The organism is uncultured Shewanella sp. (assembly GCF_947495455.1).
Lineage (GTDB): Bacteria > Pseudomonadota > Gammaproteobacteria > Enterobacterales > Shewanellaceae > Shewanella.
This window is the reverse complement of record NZ_CANLZC010000025.1, coordinates 21,620-41,363: the sequence shown is the minus strand read 5'-3', so window position 1 is coordinate 41,363 and position 19,744 is coordinate 21,620. Positions and strand designations below refer to the sequence as shown.

At 40.3% G+C, this 19,744-nt stretch carries 18 protein-coding genes; 1 reads left to right on the top strand and 17 read right to left on the bottom strand.

Annotation, left to right across the window (positions count from 1 at the left end; all coding sequences use genetic code 11):
• Window position 1: 1 nt before the first annotated feature.
• From Q0791_RS09155 to Q0791_RS09080, 16 genes are all read right to left on the bottom strand, one after another.
• Entirely contained in the window at window positions 2-1,813 is a 1,812-nt protein-coding gene (locus tag Q0791_RS09155; RefSeq protein ID WP_299005139.1) for a protein adenylyltransferase SelO family protein, read from the bottom strand.
• A 215-nt stretch (window positions 1,814-2,028) separates the two neighbouring features.
• Entirely contained in the window at window positions 2,029-2,427 is a 399-nt protein-coding gene (fos, locus tag Q0791_RS09150; RefSeq protein ID WP_299005137.1) for a fosfomycin resistance glutathione transferase, read from the bottom strand.
• A gap of 56 nt (window positions 2,428-2,483) precedes the next feature.
• Window positions 2,484-3,017, bottom strand: coding sequence for an SLATT domain-containing protein (locus Q0791_RS09145; RefSeq protein WP_299005135.1), 534 nt, complete (start codon window positions 3,015-3,017; stop codon window positions 2,484-2,486).
• 564 nt (window positions 3,018-3,581) lie between these two features.
• Window positions 3,582-4,397, bottom strand: a complete 816-nt coding sequence (locus Q0791_RS09140) for a putative porin (RefSeq protein WP_299005132.1) — start codon at window positions 4,395-4,397, stop codon at window positions 3,582-3,584.
• Window positions 4,398-4,672: 275 nt separating this feature from the next.
• A complete protein-coding gene (locus tag Q0791_RS09135) occupies window positions 4,673-5,425 on the bottom strand; it encodes a DUF4937 domain-containing protein (RefSeq protein WP_299005130.1) in 753 nt (250 codons plus the stop codon).
• A 134-nt stretch (window positions 5,426-5,559) separates the two neighbouring features.
• Window positions 5,560-5,958, bottom strand: coding sequence for a DUF952 domain-containing protein (locus Q0791_RS09130; RefSeq protein WP_299005128.1), 399 nt, complete (start codon window positions 5,956-5,958; stop codon window positions 5,560-5,562).
• Between the two features lie 56 nt (window positions 5,959-6,014).
• The gene (locus tag Q0791_RS09125; RefSeq protein WP_299005125.1) at window positions 6,015-6,446 is read right to left on the bottom strand and encodes a GFA family protein; all 432 of its coding nucleotides are present in this window, start codon (window positions 6,444-6,446) and stop codon (window positions 6,015-6,017) included.
• Window positions 6,433-6,909, bottom strand: coding sequence for a cupin domain-containing protein (locus Q0791_RS09120; protein WP_299005121.1), 477 nt, complete (start codon window positions 6,907-6,909; stop codon window positions 6,433-6,435). The genes Q0791_RS09125 and Q0791_RS09120 overlap by 14 nt, the downstream gene beginning before the upstream one ends.
• Window positions 6,910-6,992: 83 nt before the next feature.
• Window positions 6,993-7,451, bottom strand: a complete 459-nt coding sequence (locus tag Q0791_RS09115) for an N-acetyltransferase (protein ID WP_299005168.1) — start codon at window positions 7,449-7,451, stop codon at window positions 6,993-6,995.
• A 102-nt stretch (window positions 7,452-7,553) separates the two neighbouring features.
• On the bottom strand, window positions 7,554-7,862 hold the full coding sequence (locus Q0791_RS09110) for a GNAT family N-acetyltransferase (RefSeq protein ID WP_299005118.1): 309 nt from the start codon (window positions 7,860-7,862) through the stop codon (window positions 7,554-7,556).
• Between the two features lie 47 nt (window positions 7,863-7,909).
• Window positions 7,910-8,749: a PhzF family phenazine biosynthesis protein gene (locus tag Q0791_RS09105; protein ID WP_299005115.1), complete on the bottom strand. Its 840-nt coding sequence runs from the start codon at window positions 8,747-8,749 to the stop codon at window positions 7,910-7,912.
• 367 nt (window positions 8,750-9,116) lie between these two features.
• A complete protein-coding gene (locus Q0791_RS09100; RefSeq protein WP_299005112.1) occupies window positions 9,117-10,517 on the bottom strand; it encodes a DEAD/DEAH box helicase in 1,401 nt (466 codons plus the stop codon).
• 109 nt (window positions 10,518-10,626) lie between these two features.
• A complete protein-coding gene (locus Q0791_RS09095; RefSeq protein ID WP_299005109.1) occupies window positions 10,627-10,971 on the bottom strand; it encodes an aldehyde-activating protein in 345 nt (114 codons plus the stop codon).
• A gap of 438 nt (window positions 10,972-11,409) precedes the next feature.
• Entirely contained in the window at window positions 11,410-11,973 is a 564-nt protein-coding gene (locus Q0791_RS09090) for an alpha/beta hydrolase (protein ID WP_299005107.1), read from the bottom strand.
• A 379-nt stretch (window positions 11,974-12,352) separates the two neighbouring features.
• Window positions 12,353-12,748 (bottom strand): hypothetical protein, encoded by a 396-nt coding sequence (locus Q0791_RS09085; RefSeq protein ID WP_299005105.1) that lies wholly within the window; start codon window positions 12,746-12,748, stop codon window positions 12,353-12,355.
• A gap of 386 nt (window positions 12,749-13,134) precedes the next feature.
• Window positions 13,135-14,388 (bottom strand): amidase family protein, encoded by a 1,254-nt coding sequence (locus Q0791_RS09080; RefSeq protein ID WP_299005103.1) that lies wholly within the window; start codon window positions 14,386-14,388, stop codon window positions 13,135-13,137.
• A 216-nt stretch (window positions 14,389-14,604) separates the two neighbouring features.
• On the opposite strand from Q0791_RS09080, the gene Q0791_RS09075 reads away from it, so the two are divergent.
• Window positions 14,605-17,148: a phosphoethanolamine transferase gene (locus tag Q0791_RS09075; RefSeq protein WP_299005100.1), complete on the top strand. Its 2,544-nt coding sequence runs from the start codon at window positions 14,605-14,607 to the stop codon at window positions 17,146-17,148.
• A gap of 331 nt (window positions 17,149-17,479) precedes the next feature.
• On the opposite strand, the gene Q0791_RS09070 is transcribed toward Q0791_RS09075, so the two are convergent.
• Window positions 17,480-19,246 carry a hypothetical protein gene (locus Q0791_RS09070; protein WP_299005097.1) on the bottom strand — a complete coding sequence of 589 codons (1,767 nt, stop codon included), beginning with the start codon at window positions 19,244-19,246 and terminating at the stop codon, window positions 17,480-17,482.
• Window positions 19,247-19,744 lie beyond the last annotated feature (498 nt).

Sequence of the window (19,744 nt, the reverse complement as noted above, 5' to 3'; positions counted from 1 at the left end):
GTCACGAAGAACAACTCAAATGGGACAATCCTCCCACCGAAAAATACTCAAGGGGTTTCAATCGGTAATATTTATCTTCTACCTCTTTTGAATGCTCTGCATAGGGCTGGCTCATCACCTCTTGCAGTTCTCGAACGAGGGCATAATTCCCCATAGCCGCTTGCTGATAAGCTGGCATAACAAACCACTCTCGCAGAATATATTTGGGGTTAATACGCTTCATCTGCTGCGAGACTGCTTCAGTAGAACGGGGGAAAGCCCCATGCATATCTCGATCACTATTGAGAAGCATTTTCCATTTTACCAGCCACTCATTCCAACCTTGCTCTCTCTCTTTGAGGCCACTCTTTTTGAGGCTACTCTCTTTGAGATCAGTATCTTGCCTTCTGTTATTGTATAACTCATCATAGAAGCTTTTTTTAAGTGGGCCAACATCCTTAGGGATTGATGATAGCTCGCGAAAGAAAATCGTATAATCCAAAGGTGTTTGCATCATAAGCCCCTTGAGTTCACTGAGTAAGGCGCTAAAAAGCGATTTGTTCGGCACTTGGCTGAAACCCAACTTAGCAGCCCACATTTTGTCCATTTCACTGGACATGACTTGAGAAAAACCCGCTTGTATTTCATCGAGGGCGAGCAAACTATCATGAGAGTCACCATAAATCGATAGGAGCAAAGGGCGCATAGCTGAGCAGAACATATCAAAATTTCGCTGCGCCGCTTGAGGTTGATTCATCAATGAGAAATGCTCACCCCCACCCGTCCAAGGCTGATAATAGGGATTAAACACATCACAAAAGCCAAAGGGACCATAATCCAGTGTAAATCCCCCCGCTGCGCAATTATCACTGTTAAAATTGCCTTGGCAAAAACCGACGCGGATCCAATTCGCCACCAGAGAAGTCAAGCGGTATTGGAACTCCCGTGCCAGTAATATGACTTTATCTGAAAGATCAAGTTGGCTATCGATAACATCAGCATACTCACGATCGATTAAGTGCAGGACAATCTTCTCAAGTTCTTCCATCGCATTTGAGTGTGCCTTGTGACGGGCGCGGCGGGAAAACAGTTCCAATTGGCCAACACGAATAAACGAGGGAGCCACACGAGTCGAGATAGCAACAGATTCCGAAATCATCATGTCGGGATCCTTAGAGTACGAACCTGCTGAATACCAAGGCCGCTTGACCTTCTCCGTTTTTGATACATACAAACTTAACGAACGTGAGGTGGGCACGCCCAATGCGTGCATATGCTCTTGAGCTAAAAACTCGCGAATACTTGAACGCAAGACAGCCCGGCCATCTGCACCGCGACAATATGGCGTGGGGCCGCCACCTTTTAATTGCATTTCCCAGCGTTGCCCCTTAATCACAGCCTCAAGCACAGAAATCGCACGGCCATCACCATAGCCGTTTCCAGTGCCAAAGGGACACTGCTGAATATACTCGGTGCCGTAAATGGACAGTGCATACCCCGTTGCCCAACCGACCTTACGCATCGGCGTAGGTACTTGAGAAAGATCTCCGGAAAACAGACGAATAAAATCGGCAGACTCTGCCATAGCGTCGTCAAAACCAAGCTCTGAAAAAAAGGTTTTACTATGGGTCACATACTCTGGATTTTGAATTGGCGTAGGCTTGATGGGAACATAATGCCCTGAGAAAACTTGCCTAGGGGCGAAGTCGACACCGTTTGTTGATGCATCAGGATCGCAATTAAGCGTATCCATAAGGGAGTAGTTTACCGAAATCGCAAGGGCGTCAAGGGTCGAAATCAATGGTACGGTTTTCAAAGGGTGTTTGTTTGTCATAGGTGTTTTAAGTCTTTATAGCTAAGCGCGTATTCAAACATCTTAATACTTTGCTTTCGCTCATGCGAGTTGTATCGATATTCAAGTTAGCAAAACTTTACATCGCTGAAGTAATGAATACACAAAATGGACTCCTCAATGTAAGATGAAAAGAAACCGAGCAATCATTTTTTATCTTTATTGAACAATCTATTCGTCACTTTGTACATCTACTTTTAAAAGAGTTGCAAGCTCTTATATGGCTTGATTTTTAAAGAATCAAGTCGATTATTAAGACAACCGACATGTATCTCTAGTTTATGCCCGTTTGGATCGAATATATAAAGTGAATCACCTTCACTGCTATTTTGCTTCCATTGTGCGACTCCTGCCGCCATTAATTGCGATTGTAATAGTGGGAAATTTGAACAAGAAACATCAAAAGCAATATGAGTGTAATCTTGGCTAGGGCTAACCTCGTCACAAGATAAACAAAACCAAAGTTCACCTAATGATAAATAGGCACCTTTATCCCATTTAGCATGAGGTTTCATGCCTAAAAGATCCACATAAAAAATAAAGGACTCGTCCAAATCCTTTACGGTAACAGTAATATGATTGAGTCCGTTTAACACCTGCGTCCCTCAGCAATATGATACCCTTTTTCTCAAGTCGAATGTCAGTTCTCTTATTAGGCGACGTGACGCACAGCGGGGACTTTATCAATAAAGTGCTCTTCAAATGCTTCAATTTCTCTATTCCAATCTTGTTTATATAAAGCAGGAGATGTTTCAGTTAAGTGATTCCATTTTCGGCATATTTTTTTAAGAAATTGATAAGGATCATCACTTGAGGTATTCGCTGAATGATGATACTTAGATATTTCGATAGACAAATCCCGTTTAAGAGACGAAAACTTTGCCGCAGCATAGTGATGCTCTTTCGATCTCACATTAAAGTTTAAAAAAGTCGTTAACGATGCGAAGACCGGTACGAACAAAGCTAATATCACCCTGATCCCGAAACCCCAACTGGTATCAAACCAATTCATATTTGATTCACTTTCAGACAAAGCTGTAATGGTCGTGGCTAAAGATGCACTAAAAATGGTAGCACCTCCCCAAATGTAATGCCATTTTCGAAATCGCACACAGGCTTTGAAATGGGCTTTTTCGACTGCTCGAGTTCTTGCTAACCAGCTATTCATCACTTCAATATGATTCAATTAACACTCTCCATCTGCCCCTTGATTTCCATTTTAATTCACACTTTCTGTTATATGTTCTTTGGCTGAAACCTAAAGCACAAGATGTCAGCCATCTTTCTATTGGCTTCTTTCAAATGAAATGCTTTCAAATAATGACTTGGTGCTTAGATTTTCAGGATAACCAACACTCTTATTAATAATCAATAGATTATCACGATAAAAAATCGTTAACCAATGATTTTATTCCCTGTTATCCTGTCTCCCCCTGTTACTTATCGCAGCAACGTCATTCTTACTCACAAACAAAAAACATAAAACTTGCTATTGAGGCTAAATAAAGTCAATTTCACTGCTCACACAATGCTAACAATCTACTCATTATTTGGGATTCAATAATTAAAATAAAGTAAGAAGACAAATAACGGCACAATATTGAATATCTGGCTGTATAAAATGACTCAAGCTGTATAAAGTAATATTCAACTATAAAATTTTAATCATAAATGCTAGTGACTTCAAAACTAGCATTCATTGTCAGTCATCCAATTCATTTATACCGTTATTCTAATATACAGTTAAGTATTAGAAGCGACCGTTCAGTATTAATTTTCCTGTTACTCCATCTTCGTTTGGATCAAGCTGTTTTTCAACTTCTATACGGGCCGAAAGCATATCAGTTAGACGCAAGAAATAAGCCGTGTTAATACTGAAAATATCGTCAGTGTCACTTTGATCTTCCAAGGTATAACTCGCTCCGAACGACCATGGGCGAGTAATATACCAGTCTGCGTATATATTATAGTCAGTAGTAGAAGTGACACCTGCCGTTGAATAATGATAGTTATTTAGCTCTGCTCCCATTAATATGCCTTCAGTGACTTTAACGGGTAAATAACCTTTAACACCTAATGTATAACGGTCAGTATCTTCCATACCTTGGCTTTGATCTGTGCGTCGATAAGTCAAATAAACCACTGAAGTGTCATTGAAGTAGTAACCCCCACCAATACCATATGTCGTCGCATTATTGGCACTTGAAGCATCAGGGTTATTATCAGATGCGTCTATCACACCATCAATATACCATTTTGAATCAAAAACGTATTGTCCTTGAATGCCATATGTACGGTAATCAGTGATATCATTATTGAATTTAAAATGCGCCCCTATACTTGAGCTTTGTGCTAAAAAACCACTCAGAGCATAAGGCACCTTGCTTTGATCAACGGGGGAAGCATAGTAACGGTAATTCAAATCCCAATCACCGTCCGAAAAGTTTTCACTTGAACTTTGGAATTCTAACTGAGCCTCATTGTGGTAGCTATTGTCATTAACCGAAAATGCTGATGCACTGGTTAAACTTAAAAATAAAGCTGCGGCGATCCTAGATTTTTTCATTTATTCATTGTCCCTTTAATTATCATGGCGCTAGGAACAAAAATAAGAAGTAATCAATTTTTACATTAAACTAAAGTCAATTTATCCGTAAATTATAGTGATATAAGCGCCATAGTTAATATCAACGCATACAGCTGTTCCTAGCAAGGTAAAACATACAGTAATTAATAAGGGAAAACAATAATGATTATAAGACCTAGATCTCAATAATAAACAGTACATATTTACCCACTCTTTTTTATTGCTAAGCTATTTAAAATATCTTTATAAATTTCCTATACGCTTCTTTCTCGCTCCATTTTCTCTATATGCCATTTTGGTTCAATCACAATATAATGACCTGTGAGTTTATCCATGTAAGCGGCCAAATTGACTTGACGCTTCGCCGCCTTAAACGCCCCTTGACAATACTTGTGATGGCACAGTTCATTTTGCCAAAAAGAAATCACTAAGAAACGATTTTTTTCTTTTTGAAAGCGCGCAACCGCGCCTCCTAACATGCCTTCACAAGCTTGCATTGCTGGGTTCCAAACATGAATTTGATCCTGAAAAAATGCGTGTTCAGCCCATTCATGCTCATCTGTTTTAAGCGTACAATCGGCAATACGAATAAAGCCAATATCATTGATATTTATAGCGTTAAAATCGATTATCGCCTGCTGTAAAGATTGTTGCAACGCAAGATCATTCAAAGAAAGCTCAAGACTCAAATAATGCACTAAACAAGCCTCATAGGTTTGCGCTTGCTGATTATTATGAGCAATGAGATCATGCTTGCTCACCATAAAGTCTTCTATTGCTGGCATATCATGCCAAAATGCCAACAACATCGCTCGCGAATGAGGATTTCCGCTTTCCCTTGCACTTTCATTGATGCTGGCAGCGGCGCTTCGTTGGGCTGTTGTCCAGCCTCCGAGTTGACCGCTAAACCCTGTACATTCATTGGTGGTCGCCCATGCTTCTTGAGCAATTGAAAAAGCCTGCTCTTGCCCTTTAATAGGCAGCACATCTATCCATTTTACAATCATGTTTCATCCCTTTATTCGCTCTTTTTTATTAGCCCTTGTTATTAATAACTATTATTAAGAGTGGTTATTAAAAGTGATTATTAAGACGTCTCTAATCTCTTACTTACTTCCATGGTCTATTGACCACGACATTTTTAAAGGGCCGATATTAAGTAATCTCCCTGAGCATTAATGTGAAGTGCGCTTATTGTTAAAATGGCCTCCCGATTTAGACCGCCGTATAAATGCGGATAAAGCTCTAAGGAGTCAAGCTTATTTAGACCCACTGCTAGTTCATCGACAACCTTAGCGGTTAATTTAGCAAAAGCGATTTCTACTAAGTAAAGTCCAACATTTTGTAACCCTTCCCCTTCACTGAGTAAACCCGATTTCAACAATGCAGGCACAAAAAATTGCTGAAGAATAAAAGGCAACTGCTCTTTATAGGCTAAATGAATAAAGCCATCAAGGACTAATGAGTCAGGCTCATACTCTTCACTCTCTTTCAGTCTATTAAGATCAGCTTGTTGAAGTAAATGATAAAGGTTTTTCATGAAATCATCGTCTTCTTAGTTGTTTAAAAGCCAATAAAAACGCATTTGCCAAAACATTACCCCATGAAAGCTTTTAGGTGCTGCTTACCCACATCGGCAATATGATCCCAAGGGGCTTTAGAATCAACCCAAATATGATGGGCAACACCTAATGACTCGGCGCCTTCTGTTAATAATCCCACGGGAATATACATGCGCTCATCATCATTCATTCCAGGTAAATTGGAGCCACAGGTTGGGCAGAATGATGTTTCCCAATCATGATCGGGTTTACGCCAAGTCTTAATGCTACTGGCCCCTTTTAACCAACAAAAATCGTGTTTATTTACCACAATCACCGCGATACCATTGGTCCCTGTGGCTCGACGACAAATAGAGCAATGGCAAATATAAATATCCGACGTTGATGTGGACACCTCAAACATCACTTCCCTGCAGTTACACGCACCTTTCATCACTCTGTTAAGTGCTTTCTCATCTGGTACCATCTGATTTTTCCTTATTATTTGGATGTGAAATACTGTGCTCTGTCGGCTGCGGCGTAATCGTCATGACTTTTACGCCTTTGGGGGATTCAAAGCGATGCCAAACACTCTGAGGAACCACCATCATGTGTCCGCAGGTCAACAAATGACGCTGCTCTATGCCATCGAGCAATAAGATTAAGTGGGTTTCCCCCTTCATCACCTGTACAAACTCATCCCCTTGTGAATGTTGCTCCCACTCACTGAAACCACAATAATGGGTTATATACACTCCACCATTGCGGTATGTTGATAACAATGCTGTAGCACCTTGGATTTCTCCATCTGTGGTTTCAGGGGTTCTGCCGTTAAAGCAGCGTACACTTTCAAAGGCATTCATGATACTGATAGGCTCAGGGCTATCATTATGCTCTTGTTTAAGATCTGGTTTTAACTCTAAGCTAACCTCAGGTATAGGATTAAACATTAAAAACGACTCCATTCGATGATTACTGATATTTAAACTTTAAGATTTAGGCTTTATGTTGATAATATCGTATCGCTCTTACTTTACTTAGTTTCCTCATCATAACGCTTAAGCATAAAGAAACGGGCAGGGCTTTTTGCAAATCCTGGAACAGTACCGACAATCTCAAAGCCCATCTTTTGATAAAAAGCTGGCGCTTGAAATGATAAGGTATCGAGCTGGGCCACTAAACAATCTCGCCCCTTAGCCTCATTTTCAGCCTGCATCATTAACTGACGCCCTAACCCTGAGCCTCGGTGGGCTTCATCCACCCAAACCACAGTGATAAGAAAATTTTGGTAAATCGTCACACCCGCAACACCACCAATCGTCTTGCCATCCCTATCACGCGCGACCACCATTAGAGGCTTGGTTTTTTCATCGCCCATGTGCTCAATATTGTATTGGCGCACACCACTGATAAGCTCATTCAGCACACTCTGATTGTCTTCATGGATAATATCGAACTGTACATTCCTTTCTACCGCTGCCCTTTCTACCACTGCAGTATCTACCAAAGCTTCTGGTTTTGAGCTATCGAGCGCTAAGCAAGGTGCTTCAAGACCATTTATTGCTTGCTTTTCCATTTTATTAACATCCATTTTTTACTCTTTAATGAGATACATGCCTTCACGATCGAGATAATCCATAATGGATTGCATGATCTGGCGACCAAAACCCCGACCTTGATAAGCAGGATCAACAGCAATATCAACGATATCGAAATTTAAGGCACCATCTCCCACTACTCTCCCCATGCCCACAATAAGATCGTTAATCACAATCTGCACGCCAAATAGACTATTAGGCAGCCCTTTTTCAACCGCCTCATACAGGCGTGGGCTTAACCCTGAAACCTGCCTTAAACGAATAAAATCATTCACTGAAATGACTTGCTCTACAACTTGTATCATACAACTTCCCTATACTTCATAATATACTTCAAAATATGCTAATGCGATTAAAGGATAATTTTGCCTTTCAATGTCGTGACGGCTTGACCCATTAAGGTCACTTGCTCATTAGCTAAGACTTCCATATCAACAAAGCCACCACGCTGAGATGCTTGATAGCCTTTTAAACAAGTTTTATTTAACTTTTTCTGCCAATAAACAGCAAGGGCACAATGGGCCGATCCCGTCACAGGATCTTCATTCACCCCCACCCAAGGGGCGAAATAACGTGAAATAAAATCAGCGCCTTTGTCAACACTATGGTGCGCTATTACAGCATCATTTTTCGCTGTCGTTCTTTTTGCTGTTACCACAACGCCTCGGCCAGGTAATTGTTTTAGCTGTTCAAAGTTCGGTGCCAATGCCAACACAATAGACTCATCAATGACTTCAATTAACCATTTACCATCAAAACCGCAATAACTGACCACTTGCTGAGGTTGAATACCTAAATACACAAATAAGACTTCATTGATATGGACTGAAAAATCCAAGCTAGGTGACGGAAACGCCATGGCGATGCGATTATGCTGAGCGATGACAGATAAGGTGCCCGATAAAGTGTTAAAACCCATTTCATCACCGACAGCGAGCCTCCCTGTCTCTTGTAAAATATGCGCCACAGATAAAGTACCATGGCCACACAAACTCACTTCCACTTGCGGCGTAAACCAACGTAGACTGAAATCACTCAAAGAGAGAAAAGCCGTTTCTGACACGGCCATTTCAGCCGCAATGGCCAGCATTAAACGCTCATCTAACCCTTTTTCGGTGATACATACACCAGCAGGATTACCTTTAAACCGTTCAAATGTAAAAGCATCTACTTGGTAAATATCTAACTCCATGTTAGCTCCTTGTGTTGACTTATCTTCCTTATACCAATTCCATTATATAGATGATCAATTCAGAGCTTCTCAGGCTTTTCAATTCAAGGCGCATTTATGCAGTAATGGTGATTCCCTTTCAAATGAATGCAACGCAGAAGTGGAATGTCTGAGAAGCTCACTTTGTGCGGGTTTCAACATACTTTATGCTACGTTAGCTGCTTTCGATATAGAATCACTATTAGCTTCAATCATCTGCCTTGCCTACAGCATGTTGAATTCCCGCTGAAAGATCACTTATATAATGGGATTGGTATTAATACCCACTAGTGTTCATTTTCCTTTGAAAATTATTGATAGCACAAAATAAACAGAATAAAAGGCAAACTTAACGCTTTCGATGATTCAATGCCCTTCTTCTCGCCCGTTTTTTCTGCGCCGATTTAGTATTTTTATAATCCACAGGTGTACTTTTAGTGAGATCCGGTTCAAACCCCGTCAACCATTGCTGGGGCAAGCGGGTATCTAATAGGGTTTCAATTTGTTCAAGCAGCAAGGCATCTTCTTCGTTATATAAAGTAATGGCTTTGCCACTGTTACCTGCACGCCCCGTCCTGCCAATTCTATGCACATAATCTTCCGCCTTAAATGGCAGTTCATAATTAATCACCGTGTTCAGCGTCTCTATATCTAAGCCACGTGCAGCAACATCGGTCGCCACTAGCACTTGCACGTCTGCTTGCTTAAATTGAGTCAATACCTGCTCTCGCACGCTCTGTGATAAATCACCATGGAGCGCTTGTGCTTCAATCCCTTGTGTCTGTAATGCCTGTACTAATTGATCCACACCTTGTCTTTTACGACAAAAAATCAACACTTGCGATTCAAGGCTAGAATGAACAGCCTCTATATGGCGTCTGTCTTTATTGATCAAATGACAAATCACCGCTGTTTTTTTATCGCTATCCACTTGATAAACAATTTGCTCAACTTGACTCGCTACCCTATTTTTTTCATCCATTTCTATCAATGTCGGCTTATTAAGCCATTTTTGACTCAAATTAAAGACAGATGGATTAAAGGTGGCTGAAAAAAATAAGGTTTGTCTCTTTTTATTGATACCAGAAGCCCTTTTAGGTAAGGCTTTAAGAATGCTATTAATGTCATCTTTAAAACCCAAATCCAACATGCGATCCGCTTCATCCAGCACCAAAAAGTCCAAAGTATTGAGCGATAAATTGCCTCTGCTCAGATGATCCAATAACCGACCCGGTGTCGCCACAATAATATCACAGCCTTGGGCTAGCACTGCTGCCTGCTTATCAATACTGACGCCACCATAAATGAGCGCACAGCAAAAGCCTGAGCCGCTTTGCTGCTCAGCTCCCCCCTCCACTCTTGATAACAATAAATCTTGAGCATAAGTATTAACACTCTTGTGGACTTGTATCGCCAATTCTCTTGTTGGCGTTAAGATTAATGCACCAACAGCCTGCTTCTTTTTTTGGCACTCGCCGTTAACACTGTGACTAACACTATTATTGGCACTATTATCAGAACTATTGTCAACACTCTTCTCAAAAGCTTGGCGGGCAGAGACTAAATGTTGCAAAATCGGCAAGGTAAACGCGGCGGTTTTCCCCGTGCCCGTTTGCGCTTTTCCCATCACATCCTGCCCTGCTAATATGGCAGGGACGGCCAATGATTGAATGGGTGTAGGATCCGTATAACCTAAAGTGGATAAACGGCTGACAAGTTCAGGCATTAATCCTATTGATGAAAAAGACATAAAAAGATAACCAATAAAAAAGCGCTAAAAAATAACGCTTATTCTACCATTAACAATGGGATAACGGCGTAAACTTTAAAATAATACTCATCTAAGTCAAAAATAACGATTAAAAGCTAGCACCATCGACAGTTTTAACCGCTAACCGTTGAACGACTTCATTGTCGAATAATCTAAAATTCACCCCCACTCGGTCCATTTCGGCTTTAGGACGACAAGTATAATGCGTCGTACACCCGCACTGGCTACAACGATGAAAGTCAATATACTCATCCCCCCAACAGTAAGTTTGCAAAGGTTCAGTTTTCACTGAGACTGAGACTTGAGCTTGTGGGTAATATCCCCATAACGCGGCCGTTCTTCGGCAGATAGAGCAGTTACAACTTGTTAGAGTATCGGGCAATGCATCAACTTTAACTTGAACGTTACCGCAATGGCAGTATGTTGTTGGCATGTTAATATCCTTATTTAGAGTCCATTTAATGCTTGTATTTAACACAAACATTATACTGTATAAATAAACAGCACTGTATAGATAAGCAGTTTTAAAGTCAAGCCAACACTTAATCTTGATCAGAAGCATAATTAACCTGAACTCGGGATAATGAGTGTCAACAATATTATGAAATTCATTTAATATCAGCAAATTAAATGAAATTAGGTTATCCTTTATTTTCGAAGTTGGCTTAATACTGCAATTTTTGTCGATATCAAGGCGAGATTTCGTATCTAATAGCAGGCTATTAGTAGAAAGCACAACACAGATAGGGGCAAAAATAGCGCTATTAAGCGGCGCTGCTTATCCCGAGTTCAGGTTAATTAACACTATCAACAAGCAGAACCTCAACTAACAACAGAGGCTTAGCCCCCTCTAAGCAAGCAATATTCAATCCTATTGTTTTTTATCACGCAGTTGGATCATGTGATTAAACACGTCGAAAAGTGCTTTTCCTTCAGACCAATCACCAATATTAGCATCAATGTTAATATGACCAAGCGCACCAACGGGGATCAATTCAGCCTGCCAATGCTTCGCCAAAAAATGAGCCTGCTGAAAGCGACAATAAGGATCATTACTACTGGCACACATTACACTGGAAAAAGGCAACGGCGCTAATGGTGGCGAATTATAACCTGTAATCACCTTTGGAAAATCATCTCGTTGTACATCTGGCACTGCCACCATAAAAGCCCCTTTTATCATTGCCGCTTTCTCTGGATAACGTTGGCACCAATGTGCAACTGTGTTTCCCCCTAAGCTGTGAGTAATAAAGATTGTTGGCCCTGAAACACTGTCAACTAAATTATTCAATGTCGACACCCACCTATTACAATCTGGATGGGCCCAATCTTCTTGTTCCACCCAATAGCTATCTATATCTTGTTCAAACCAATACCGCTGCCAGTGCCCTGCTAAAGAGTTTAGGTAACCGGGTACAAATAGTTTATTCATCATTTATCTTCCATCTTCCTAGATTTAACAGCACTTAATAACGTTGAACTGAACTTTTATCTGGCCTTATAAATTGAAGAGATTATGGTGTAACCTTTTCACAATAAGCATACGATAAATCGACCTGTCCATCGCCGCAGGGCCAAAACTGCATGACATAACAAAAGGCGCCTTAATACAGCATGCCCAAGCGAGAGAACAAAGTGAGTCAACACAAGCATAAAAATCCTTTTTATGCGCGCAACAAAACACCTTAGTGCTCTTGTCTAAAAATAAAGTGTAGTCAATGAGATATGAGAACGCTAAATTAACACCTAACGCTCAAACAGACAGAGCAAAGATTGTTAGCCGCTAAAGGAAATGATTTTAGATATAGAGTCGATTATAAAAAACGAATAATAGTATAGTACAGAGTACTAGGCTCTATTTCTTTTGCAGAATACTTCCACTTCGACACCGCTTTAATGGCTGCAAGGCCAAACCGTGTTTCTGAGGCATTGTAAATTTTGACATTTTGAGGCGTCAATAACTCACCTTTAGAATGAGGTTTTTTTGATAAGGTAAAGGTTACAGCGGCACAACCTTTAGTATGAGGAGGCAGAAAGGCCTTTTCAGAGCGCGGGGATTTTAAAGTCACTTCTGGGTAAATAGCGGGCACTTTTACCTTAGGATTATCTGCACGTAACGCATTAATATTGTCGATATTTCCACATATTGCTTCTCTGGCGGCAGCTTGTAAGCTCATAAAAAAAAGCAAAAAAATAAGAAAGTATTTCATCTAAACATACCCGCAACACCTTGACTGATAATCAAATGAGCTAAAAAACACTCAAAAGCGAATAGTAGGCCACTTTTTTATTTCCTTATATGCTTCGCTTGAACCCCTAATTTCTATGTGAAAGATATCAAGCCTGCTCCCTGTAAACAGCCCCTTATATTAATAAAAACAGATATTAACCCCCAATTAGTATGACCGATTAACCCTTAACATCAAATAAATTGATGCCCACAATCATACACTTATTTAACCTTCATCAGCAATAAAACTCAGCCTTTATAAAATTAATTTCATCTTATAAAGATATCGCTAATATCACTCGTTACTCCTCTATTTTAGTCAATAAACAAACTCATGATCTTATGATAGCCTCAACTTCACATGGACTATGCCATTATGTCCTCCACCAATGCAAGTAAAGCCGCATCATTATTCGGGGCCATTAACAAGGAAAACCCTGATGGTTTATTCACCTTAATATTCTTTTCACCAGAGGATCCTCTTATTGAAAAAGCAGGTACATGGCATTGTGGCGCCCCCCACAATCCCGCTATGGCCGTTAAGCCCAATAGTCTTTGACGAAGTCCTATTAAGGCTTCTTTTGACAAGCGAGCATCTTTCTTTAATGCTGTCGTAGCTGAAGTGGGTAGAAGTAATACAGTGTCATTACTGGGTAACCAAGCTGCCATCTGTTGACTCCAATCTTGCTGCTTTCGCCTCGCCCAAGCCACTTCCTCATCAGTAATGGACAAAGCCATGGCGACTCTAGCCGCAACATCATCAGACAATATGGGGCGATGGCGTTTAAGCCAATTTCCATGCTCTTTCGCGATCCCACGACCTTGTAAAATACGAAAAACATCGGCTAACTGAGACAAAATAAGGCTATCTGATAATGATACCCTCTCAACACTATCAAAGTGCCCTTGGAGTTTAGGCAGATATTCAGCCATTGCCTGCTGAATATTCACATCGGCCAGTTGATTGATTTCATCACAGATAACTAAACGCATTGACCTTTTTATCGGCAGACATGATGGGGGTAACAATACCTTTCCCACATCACCTAATAATGATGCCGTCTGAGCAAACCAACCCACAGTATCAAAACAAGGCGCTAAGCCAATCACGCCTTGCCTTGGAACTAATGAGTGGCTCGTTCTGATCCCAAACAAGCCGCAATAGCTGGCAGGCACCCTAACTGAACCTCCCGTATCCGTTCCTAAGGCAATGTCCGCTGCTCCTGAAGCAACAGCAGCGGCCGATCCCATTGAAGAGCCTCCACAAAAATAGCCTGGCAACTTAGGATTATCGGCTGCACCATAATGCATATTACTGCCTTGCATGCTGTAAGCCAATTCATCGAGATGAGTAAACCCAATAAACTCCGCGCCCGCCTTTAATAACTGGAACAAAGAAAAAGCAGTCTCTTTGGCCCCATCATGAGTGCGAAACCATTCTGGGCTGCCGGCGGTATTTTTCTCTCCTTTTAATTGAAAAACATCTTTTACTGCTAAACGTTTTCCGACTAATGTTCCAGTCTCAGACAGTATTAACCCACGTGGCCCATGATCGCAAAATATCGCCGGATCAAGGTGTGAAGTGCGACTTTTTGCATACTCATCATGATGTTTTTTCATCTCATTGATACCTTGTACAGGCAGTCACTTACGAGCCCTTCTTATTGTATTCTATCACTCAAACGTTATTCACGATATGCTAATATAAACTCAACAAGATAATGGGATCTTGTGATCACCAGACAGCCAGTATCCACTTCCTACTTCCTTTTACTACACTTCTATTTAAACAAAGCGCTCAAATTAACAATTTCAATCATCGTTATATATACAACTATGAAACACACACGAGTAAAAAAACACTATGTAAGCAGTATCCTCATCACTCTATCGACCATAATAACTTGGTCATCAGTTTATTACTTTATCGGCACAACAGAAAATACCGCTTTTGGTGATGCTTGGCTGTTTCCACTACTATGGTCATCTTGTATTATTTATCTCCATCATTATCAATATACTTATGTCGCCCTCAATAGCTATTTATTATTTCTCTTGATGATCATTGCCGACAAAATCAATTTCCACACTATTAGTATTCATACTCAACTAACATATTTACTGCTTGCTTTTGCCACTGCTTTTTTATTTATCGGAATAATACAATTGAGCCACTCAATAAAATGGCCAAAAATAAAAATCATTAATGTCATCTTTTCCTGTCTTTTACTCGTCCTTCCTACCTTTTATCTGGTTTATGTCCTCAATTTTGCTTCGTCTGTTTCAAAAGAAACGATTTACGCCATTATGCAAACCAATCTCAAAGAAGCCGTTGAATTTTTCACAGCCTTTGTCTCCCCCATGGGAGTCGTCTTCTTTGCTTTGTTGATCCTCGCAACCACTACCTTATTAATTAAGCAAAAGCATAATGACAGCCAAGGAATTGAAATAAAATCATTTTTATTTATATTGATTGTCTTTTTAACCTTATCTTATTTAGACAGAAAAAATAACCAGCTCTATGATTTCACCTTAAATGCAATGAAAACATATTGGCAAGAAATAGCCTTATTTAAGCAAACTCAAGCCCAGTTAAAAAATCACGATATTGCCTTTACTGCAAGCAAACACAATACAGGTGAAACCTACATCGTTATTATCGGTGAATCACTCAACAAACGCCATATGAGCTTATACGGTTACATGAGAGAAACCACACCAATATTAGATAAAATGGCTTTTGAGCATCAACTCATCATTTATGAAAATGCTTTTTCGGCTCACACACATACCATGCCTGTTCTCTCCAAAGCACTCACTGAAGCCACTCAGCAAAATCAAAAAGCCTATTTTCATTCCCTGTCGATTATTAATATTTTAAATAAAGCCAATATCGATACCTATTGGCTCACTAACCAACTTCTGTATGGCGCATGGGATAATCTCGTCTCCATTATTGCTCATCAAGCCTCTCACTTATTCCCTTTTAACCGCTCCATGGGAAAAAGCGTTAATACACAATCCTATGATGGCGCCATGTTAACAAAATTAAGTCAAATTCTAGCTAAAGCCACAACACGAAATCGCGTCTTATTCGTACATTTAATGGGAAACCACAGTAATTATTGCACACGTTATCCAGCGGCTTATCAATTCTATCATACAGAGTTACCTGTTACTCAATTTGGCCAGCTGGCAAACAAAAGCCCTTCACTCACGGCATCAATCAATTGCTACGATAACAGTGTGCGCTACAACGACTTTATTGTCAGTTCGATCATCAACCAACTAAAACAATCAAATGGAGTGAGAGGCCTGCTTTATTTCGCCGATCACAGTGAAGATATTATTAAACAATTAGGCCATAACCATGGCAACTTTACTTATGAAATGACACAAATTCCACTCATCTTCTGGCTATCCCCAGAATACAAAGCAAGGTACCCTAAAAAATACCGATTGCTTAAGCAACATGATCAGCAGCTTTTTAGCAATGATGATATCTATGACACCTTGATTGGATTTATGGACATCAATACCCATCGCTATGAGGCCAGCAATGATTTAACTTCGCCTGATTATCAATTACAGCCTGAAAATGCCGTCACACTCAATAGTAAAAAATGGTATGCAGGCCCAGATAATCACCTCTATCAACAAGCGCAAAATGGATTATTGATTAATCAAAGTCAATTAGGTTCACGTATTCTTGCTCATAGAGTCAATACCATAGGTAAGTTATCCAATATTTGGACTGATCATTTTCGCTCATTTGAAGTCGATGTGCTATTTGATGAAAACTCAAACCAATTTCTTGTCGGCCATGATCGTCATACCTTAAGTGGTATCACATTAACACAATTAATATCAGCCATCCCCGCTGCTGAAATAAAGACAATCTGGTTAGATTTTAAAAATTTAAATGAAAAAAATAGCAAAAAAGCACTGAGTCGATTAAATACCTTAGCCACTCAAATACCATTAAAAAATAAACTAATCATCGAGTCTGATACCACAGATCCGACTTTTGCTATGTTTAACAATGCGGGATGGTATACCAGCTACTATTTACCCACAACAGCCATTTTACCTGCATTAGAAAGCAACAAAGTCGATGAATTAACAAAATTAGCACAAAAGATCACACTCCAATCTAAAGCGCAAAGGTTATCTGCCGTGTCATTTGATCACCGTGTGTATCCTTTTGTTAAACAATACCTAGAACCTTTATTAGACAAACAAGTCGATTATCTCACTTGGGATTTATCTATCTCACTCTTTGATGCGGAACTTGAATCTAAACTCAATAAAAAAAGCTATTATCATGATAGGCGAGTCAAAACTATCTTATTGTATTATCAATCTCCTTTTAATTTATGATACCAAATCATACTCACGAAATGCGTACTCTCACTATAAATTATATGCAATGGAAACTATGGAAGCAGCCGATCTTTCATACCCCTATGACTTTCATGTCATGCATCAAAGAAAGATGTAGCCTTCGGTCGCCTAACTGTATATCCCGTGGGGGTATCATTTTAATGAAGATTATACAAAACCTTATTACACCTGCATCAATGAGATGCCGCCTCATCCCTGGTGCTCTGCTTAAATCGCGAGCCTAATGATGCTGTTCGATAATTCATAACACAACATAAAAGCGGTTACTCTGTTTCCATCAATAACCGCTTACCTAGTCTATGACGATTCAGCTCTTGCCATTATAAAAAATAACCTGCACCATACCACCAACACTACTGCCTTGGGTACTATAAGTGCTGTCTTGCTCACACCAATCCGTTGCGGCACTACTACTTGCATCACTCAAGTAACTTCTCGCCATACTTCCACCACCACCGCCGCCGGATGAATAAGCGCCACCAGCGCCACCACCGGCACCAGCACCACCATTACCCGCATAAGCACTGTATTCTGCATAACCAAAACTGCCACTACCAGAATGTGGATAAGACTGTGCAGCCGTTGCATCACCATTTTCATCTTCAAGTGCATAAGTGGCGTCAAAATTATCATAGTAACTACCAGACAGTTCACTGTCATTAATCCAATCAGTATAAGACTCAGTGTCTGCAGTGGTAGCATAAGGCGAATAATTGATTAATCCCCCTAAACCACTTGAACCATCATTACGACCATTAGTGAGGCCATGATTAGTAACAAGATATTCAGCATGAACAAAATCGGTTTTTCCTCCTACCGCATAATCACTGTTGACTGTATCTTCATCGCTACAATCCACCAATGTTGCATAATCACTGCCCCCTCCTGAGCCGCCAGATTCAAATGGATATCCCGTGCCATAAATATAATCAAAATCAGCCTGAACGTAACTATGTACCCCATCTTCTCCCGCAGCAAAGGCACAAAAATCATAATCCGTGCTATCAGGATCATCAGTGTAATAAGCATATGAATAAACAGAGACCACACCACCTTGACCACCATCACCACCATCATAATTGGTAATGCTTTTACTCGATGTATATAGACCATCCCCACCACTGCCGCCACCGCCACCGATTAACGCAATATCAGCATAGGTCCAACTGGTCGCATCGGTAAAATCCGCGGTAAACACCATACTGCTGGCACCTTCTTCACCCACCAATAAATAAAGATAATGATTATCATCCACCTCATCACTGGCCGCTAAAAGCTCACTGTAAGTCATAACCGTTTGAGCCATTCCTCCATAACCAAAATCCCCCCCCTCACGGCTATTCCCATCATAATCATAGCCACTTCCTGAGGTTCCTGGCGCACCGATGGCTCTTAAGCAAACCAATAAATCATCATCTTCCACACCATCAGTATCAAAGCCTGTATCTTTTGCCGTTGTTAATAAATTTTCTATGTTGAGCGCCGTTGAACTGCATTCATTCTCCGTAAAATCGGTATAACAAAAGGTTTTATTCACATCATCAGAGTCATTATCTAAGTGATTGGCACAATACACCTGACAATTTGGATCGGCATCGATTTCTAAAATAGCATAACCATCATCTTCATTGACCACAATGATCTCGCTAGCTATAAGTGTCTCTGTCGTGCTCGATTCTATTCGTTCACTATTTGCGCTTTCAAGCACTGCAGCACCAAAATCTACTGTTAATCTAATCTCATACTCACCCGGAGAAAGTGCCACAAGATGATGCTCAGTGTGAGGTACTCCCTCTATGTGATGAAAAGGTGTCATGGATGCCGTATTTTCTGTAAGCTCGGCGACCGTATAACTTGTACTGAGTATCGATTGCCCTTGCCCCGCCTGCGTATCGGATGCATGAAGTTTAACAAATGCATTACTTCCAAAGGCCTCAACCGACAAAATCGCACGATTATCTTCATTCTCGCCTTCCTTACTACACCCTGTTAATAATACTCCAACGCATACGACTAAGATACATAATAGTAACTTTCTCCAATCACGCCGCCGTATAAGTGAAAAGCTCCCCATAAGATCTATCCCTGTAGTAGTTCATAAAAATGAGCATAAAGTATGCTTACTGTATGCTCACGAATACCAAGACTATAGTTCAAAATTTGACTATGTGTTGTGCTTGCTCAGATGACTCGCTTTTTTCCGTGCGATTTATACCAATCTAAGTAAATAAATGAACAATTCAGATCGTTACAGGGTGAACATATAGTGCTCGAGCTATGGATGCGTTTGAATATTCTTCTACCAGTAAGTCAGGAAGTTGATATCATTTACCTTCAGTCAATTGTTGATCCCTCATGGTAAATCATACTCACGAAATACGTACTCTCACATAGACACAGCTTAAGGTTCACAGCCAATCAGTTAATGTCTTTTGATTTAAAGTCGATAACAAACAGATCTATGCCGATGACAAAGGAAGTCAACGCACTCCCGCGCTAATGTGCTCATTGTTAAGAATGTGCTTTTAAACCTAAGCCTAAAAATAGGAAACGGTCAATTATCAGCACACAT

Bases quoted from the DNA above. Each gene is read 5' to 3' on its own strand.
- Q0791_RS09155 (WP_299005139.1), bottom strand. From the start codon at position 1,813: ATGACAAACAAACACCCTTTGAAAACCGTACCATTGATTTCGACCCTT.
- Q0791_RS09140 (WP_299005132.1), bottom strand. From the start codon at position 4,397: ATGAAAAAATCTAGGATCGCCGCAGCTTTATTTTTAAGTTTAACCAGT.
- Q0791_RS09135 (WP_299005130.1), bottom strand. From the start codon at position 5,425: ATGATTGTAAAATGGATAGATGTGCTGCCTATTAAAGGGCAAGAGCAG.
- Q0791_RS09130 (WP_299005128.1), bottom strand. From the start codon at position 5,958: ATGAAAAACCTTTATCATTTACTTCAACAAGCTGATCTTAATAGACTG.
- Q0791_RS09125 (WP_299005125.1), bottom strand. From the start codon at position 6,446: ATGGTACCAGATGAGAAAGCACTTAACAGAGTGATGAAAGGTGCGTGT.
- Q0791_RS09120 (WP_299005121.1), bottom strand. From the start codon at position 6,909: ATGTTTAATCCTATACCTGAGGTTAGCTTAGAGTTAAAACCAGATCTT.
- Q0791_RS09110 (WP_299005118.1), bottom strand. From the start codon at position 7,862: ATGATACAAGTTGTAGAGCAAGTCATTTCAGTGAATGATTTTATTCGT.
- Q0791_RS09105 (WP_299005115.1), bottom strand. From the start codon at position 8,749: ATGGAGTTAGATATTTACCAAGTAGATGCTTTTACATTTGAACGGTTT.
- Q0791_RS09100 (WP_299005112.1), bottom strand. From the start codon at position 10,517: ATGTCTTTTTCATCAATAGGATTAATGCCTGAACTTGTCAGCCGTTTA.
- Q0791_RS09095 (WP_299005109.1), bottom strand. From the start codon at position 10,971: ATGCCAACAACATACTGCCATTGCGGTAACGTTCAAGTTAAAGTTGAT.
- Q0791_RS09090 (WP_299005107.1), bottom strand. From the start codon at position 11,973: ATGATGAATAAACTATTTGTACCCGGTTACCTAAACTCTTTAGCAGGG.
- Q0791_RS09085 (WP_299005105.1), bottom strand. From the start codon at position 12,748: ATGAAATACTTTCTTATTTTTTTGCTTTTTTTTATGAGCTTACAAGCT.
- Q0791_RS09080 (WP_299005103.1), bottom strand. From the start codon at position 14,388: ATGAAAAAACATCATGATGAGTATGCAAAAAGTCGCACTTCACACCTT.
- Q0791_RS09075 (WP_299005100.1), top strand. From the start codon at position 14,605: ATGAAACACACACGAGTAAAAAAACACTATGTAAGCAGTATCCTCATC.
- Q0791_RS09070 (WP_299005097.1), bottom strand. From the start codon at position 19,246: ATGGGGAGCTTTTCACTTATACGGCGGCGTGATTGGAGAAAGTTACTA.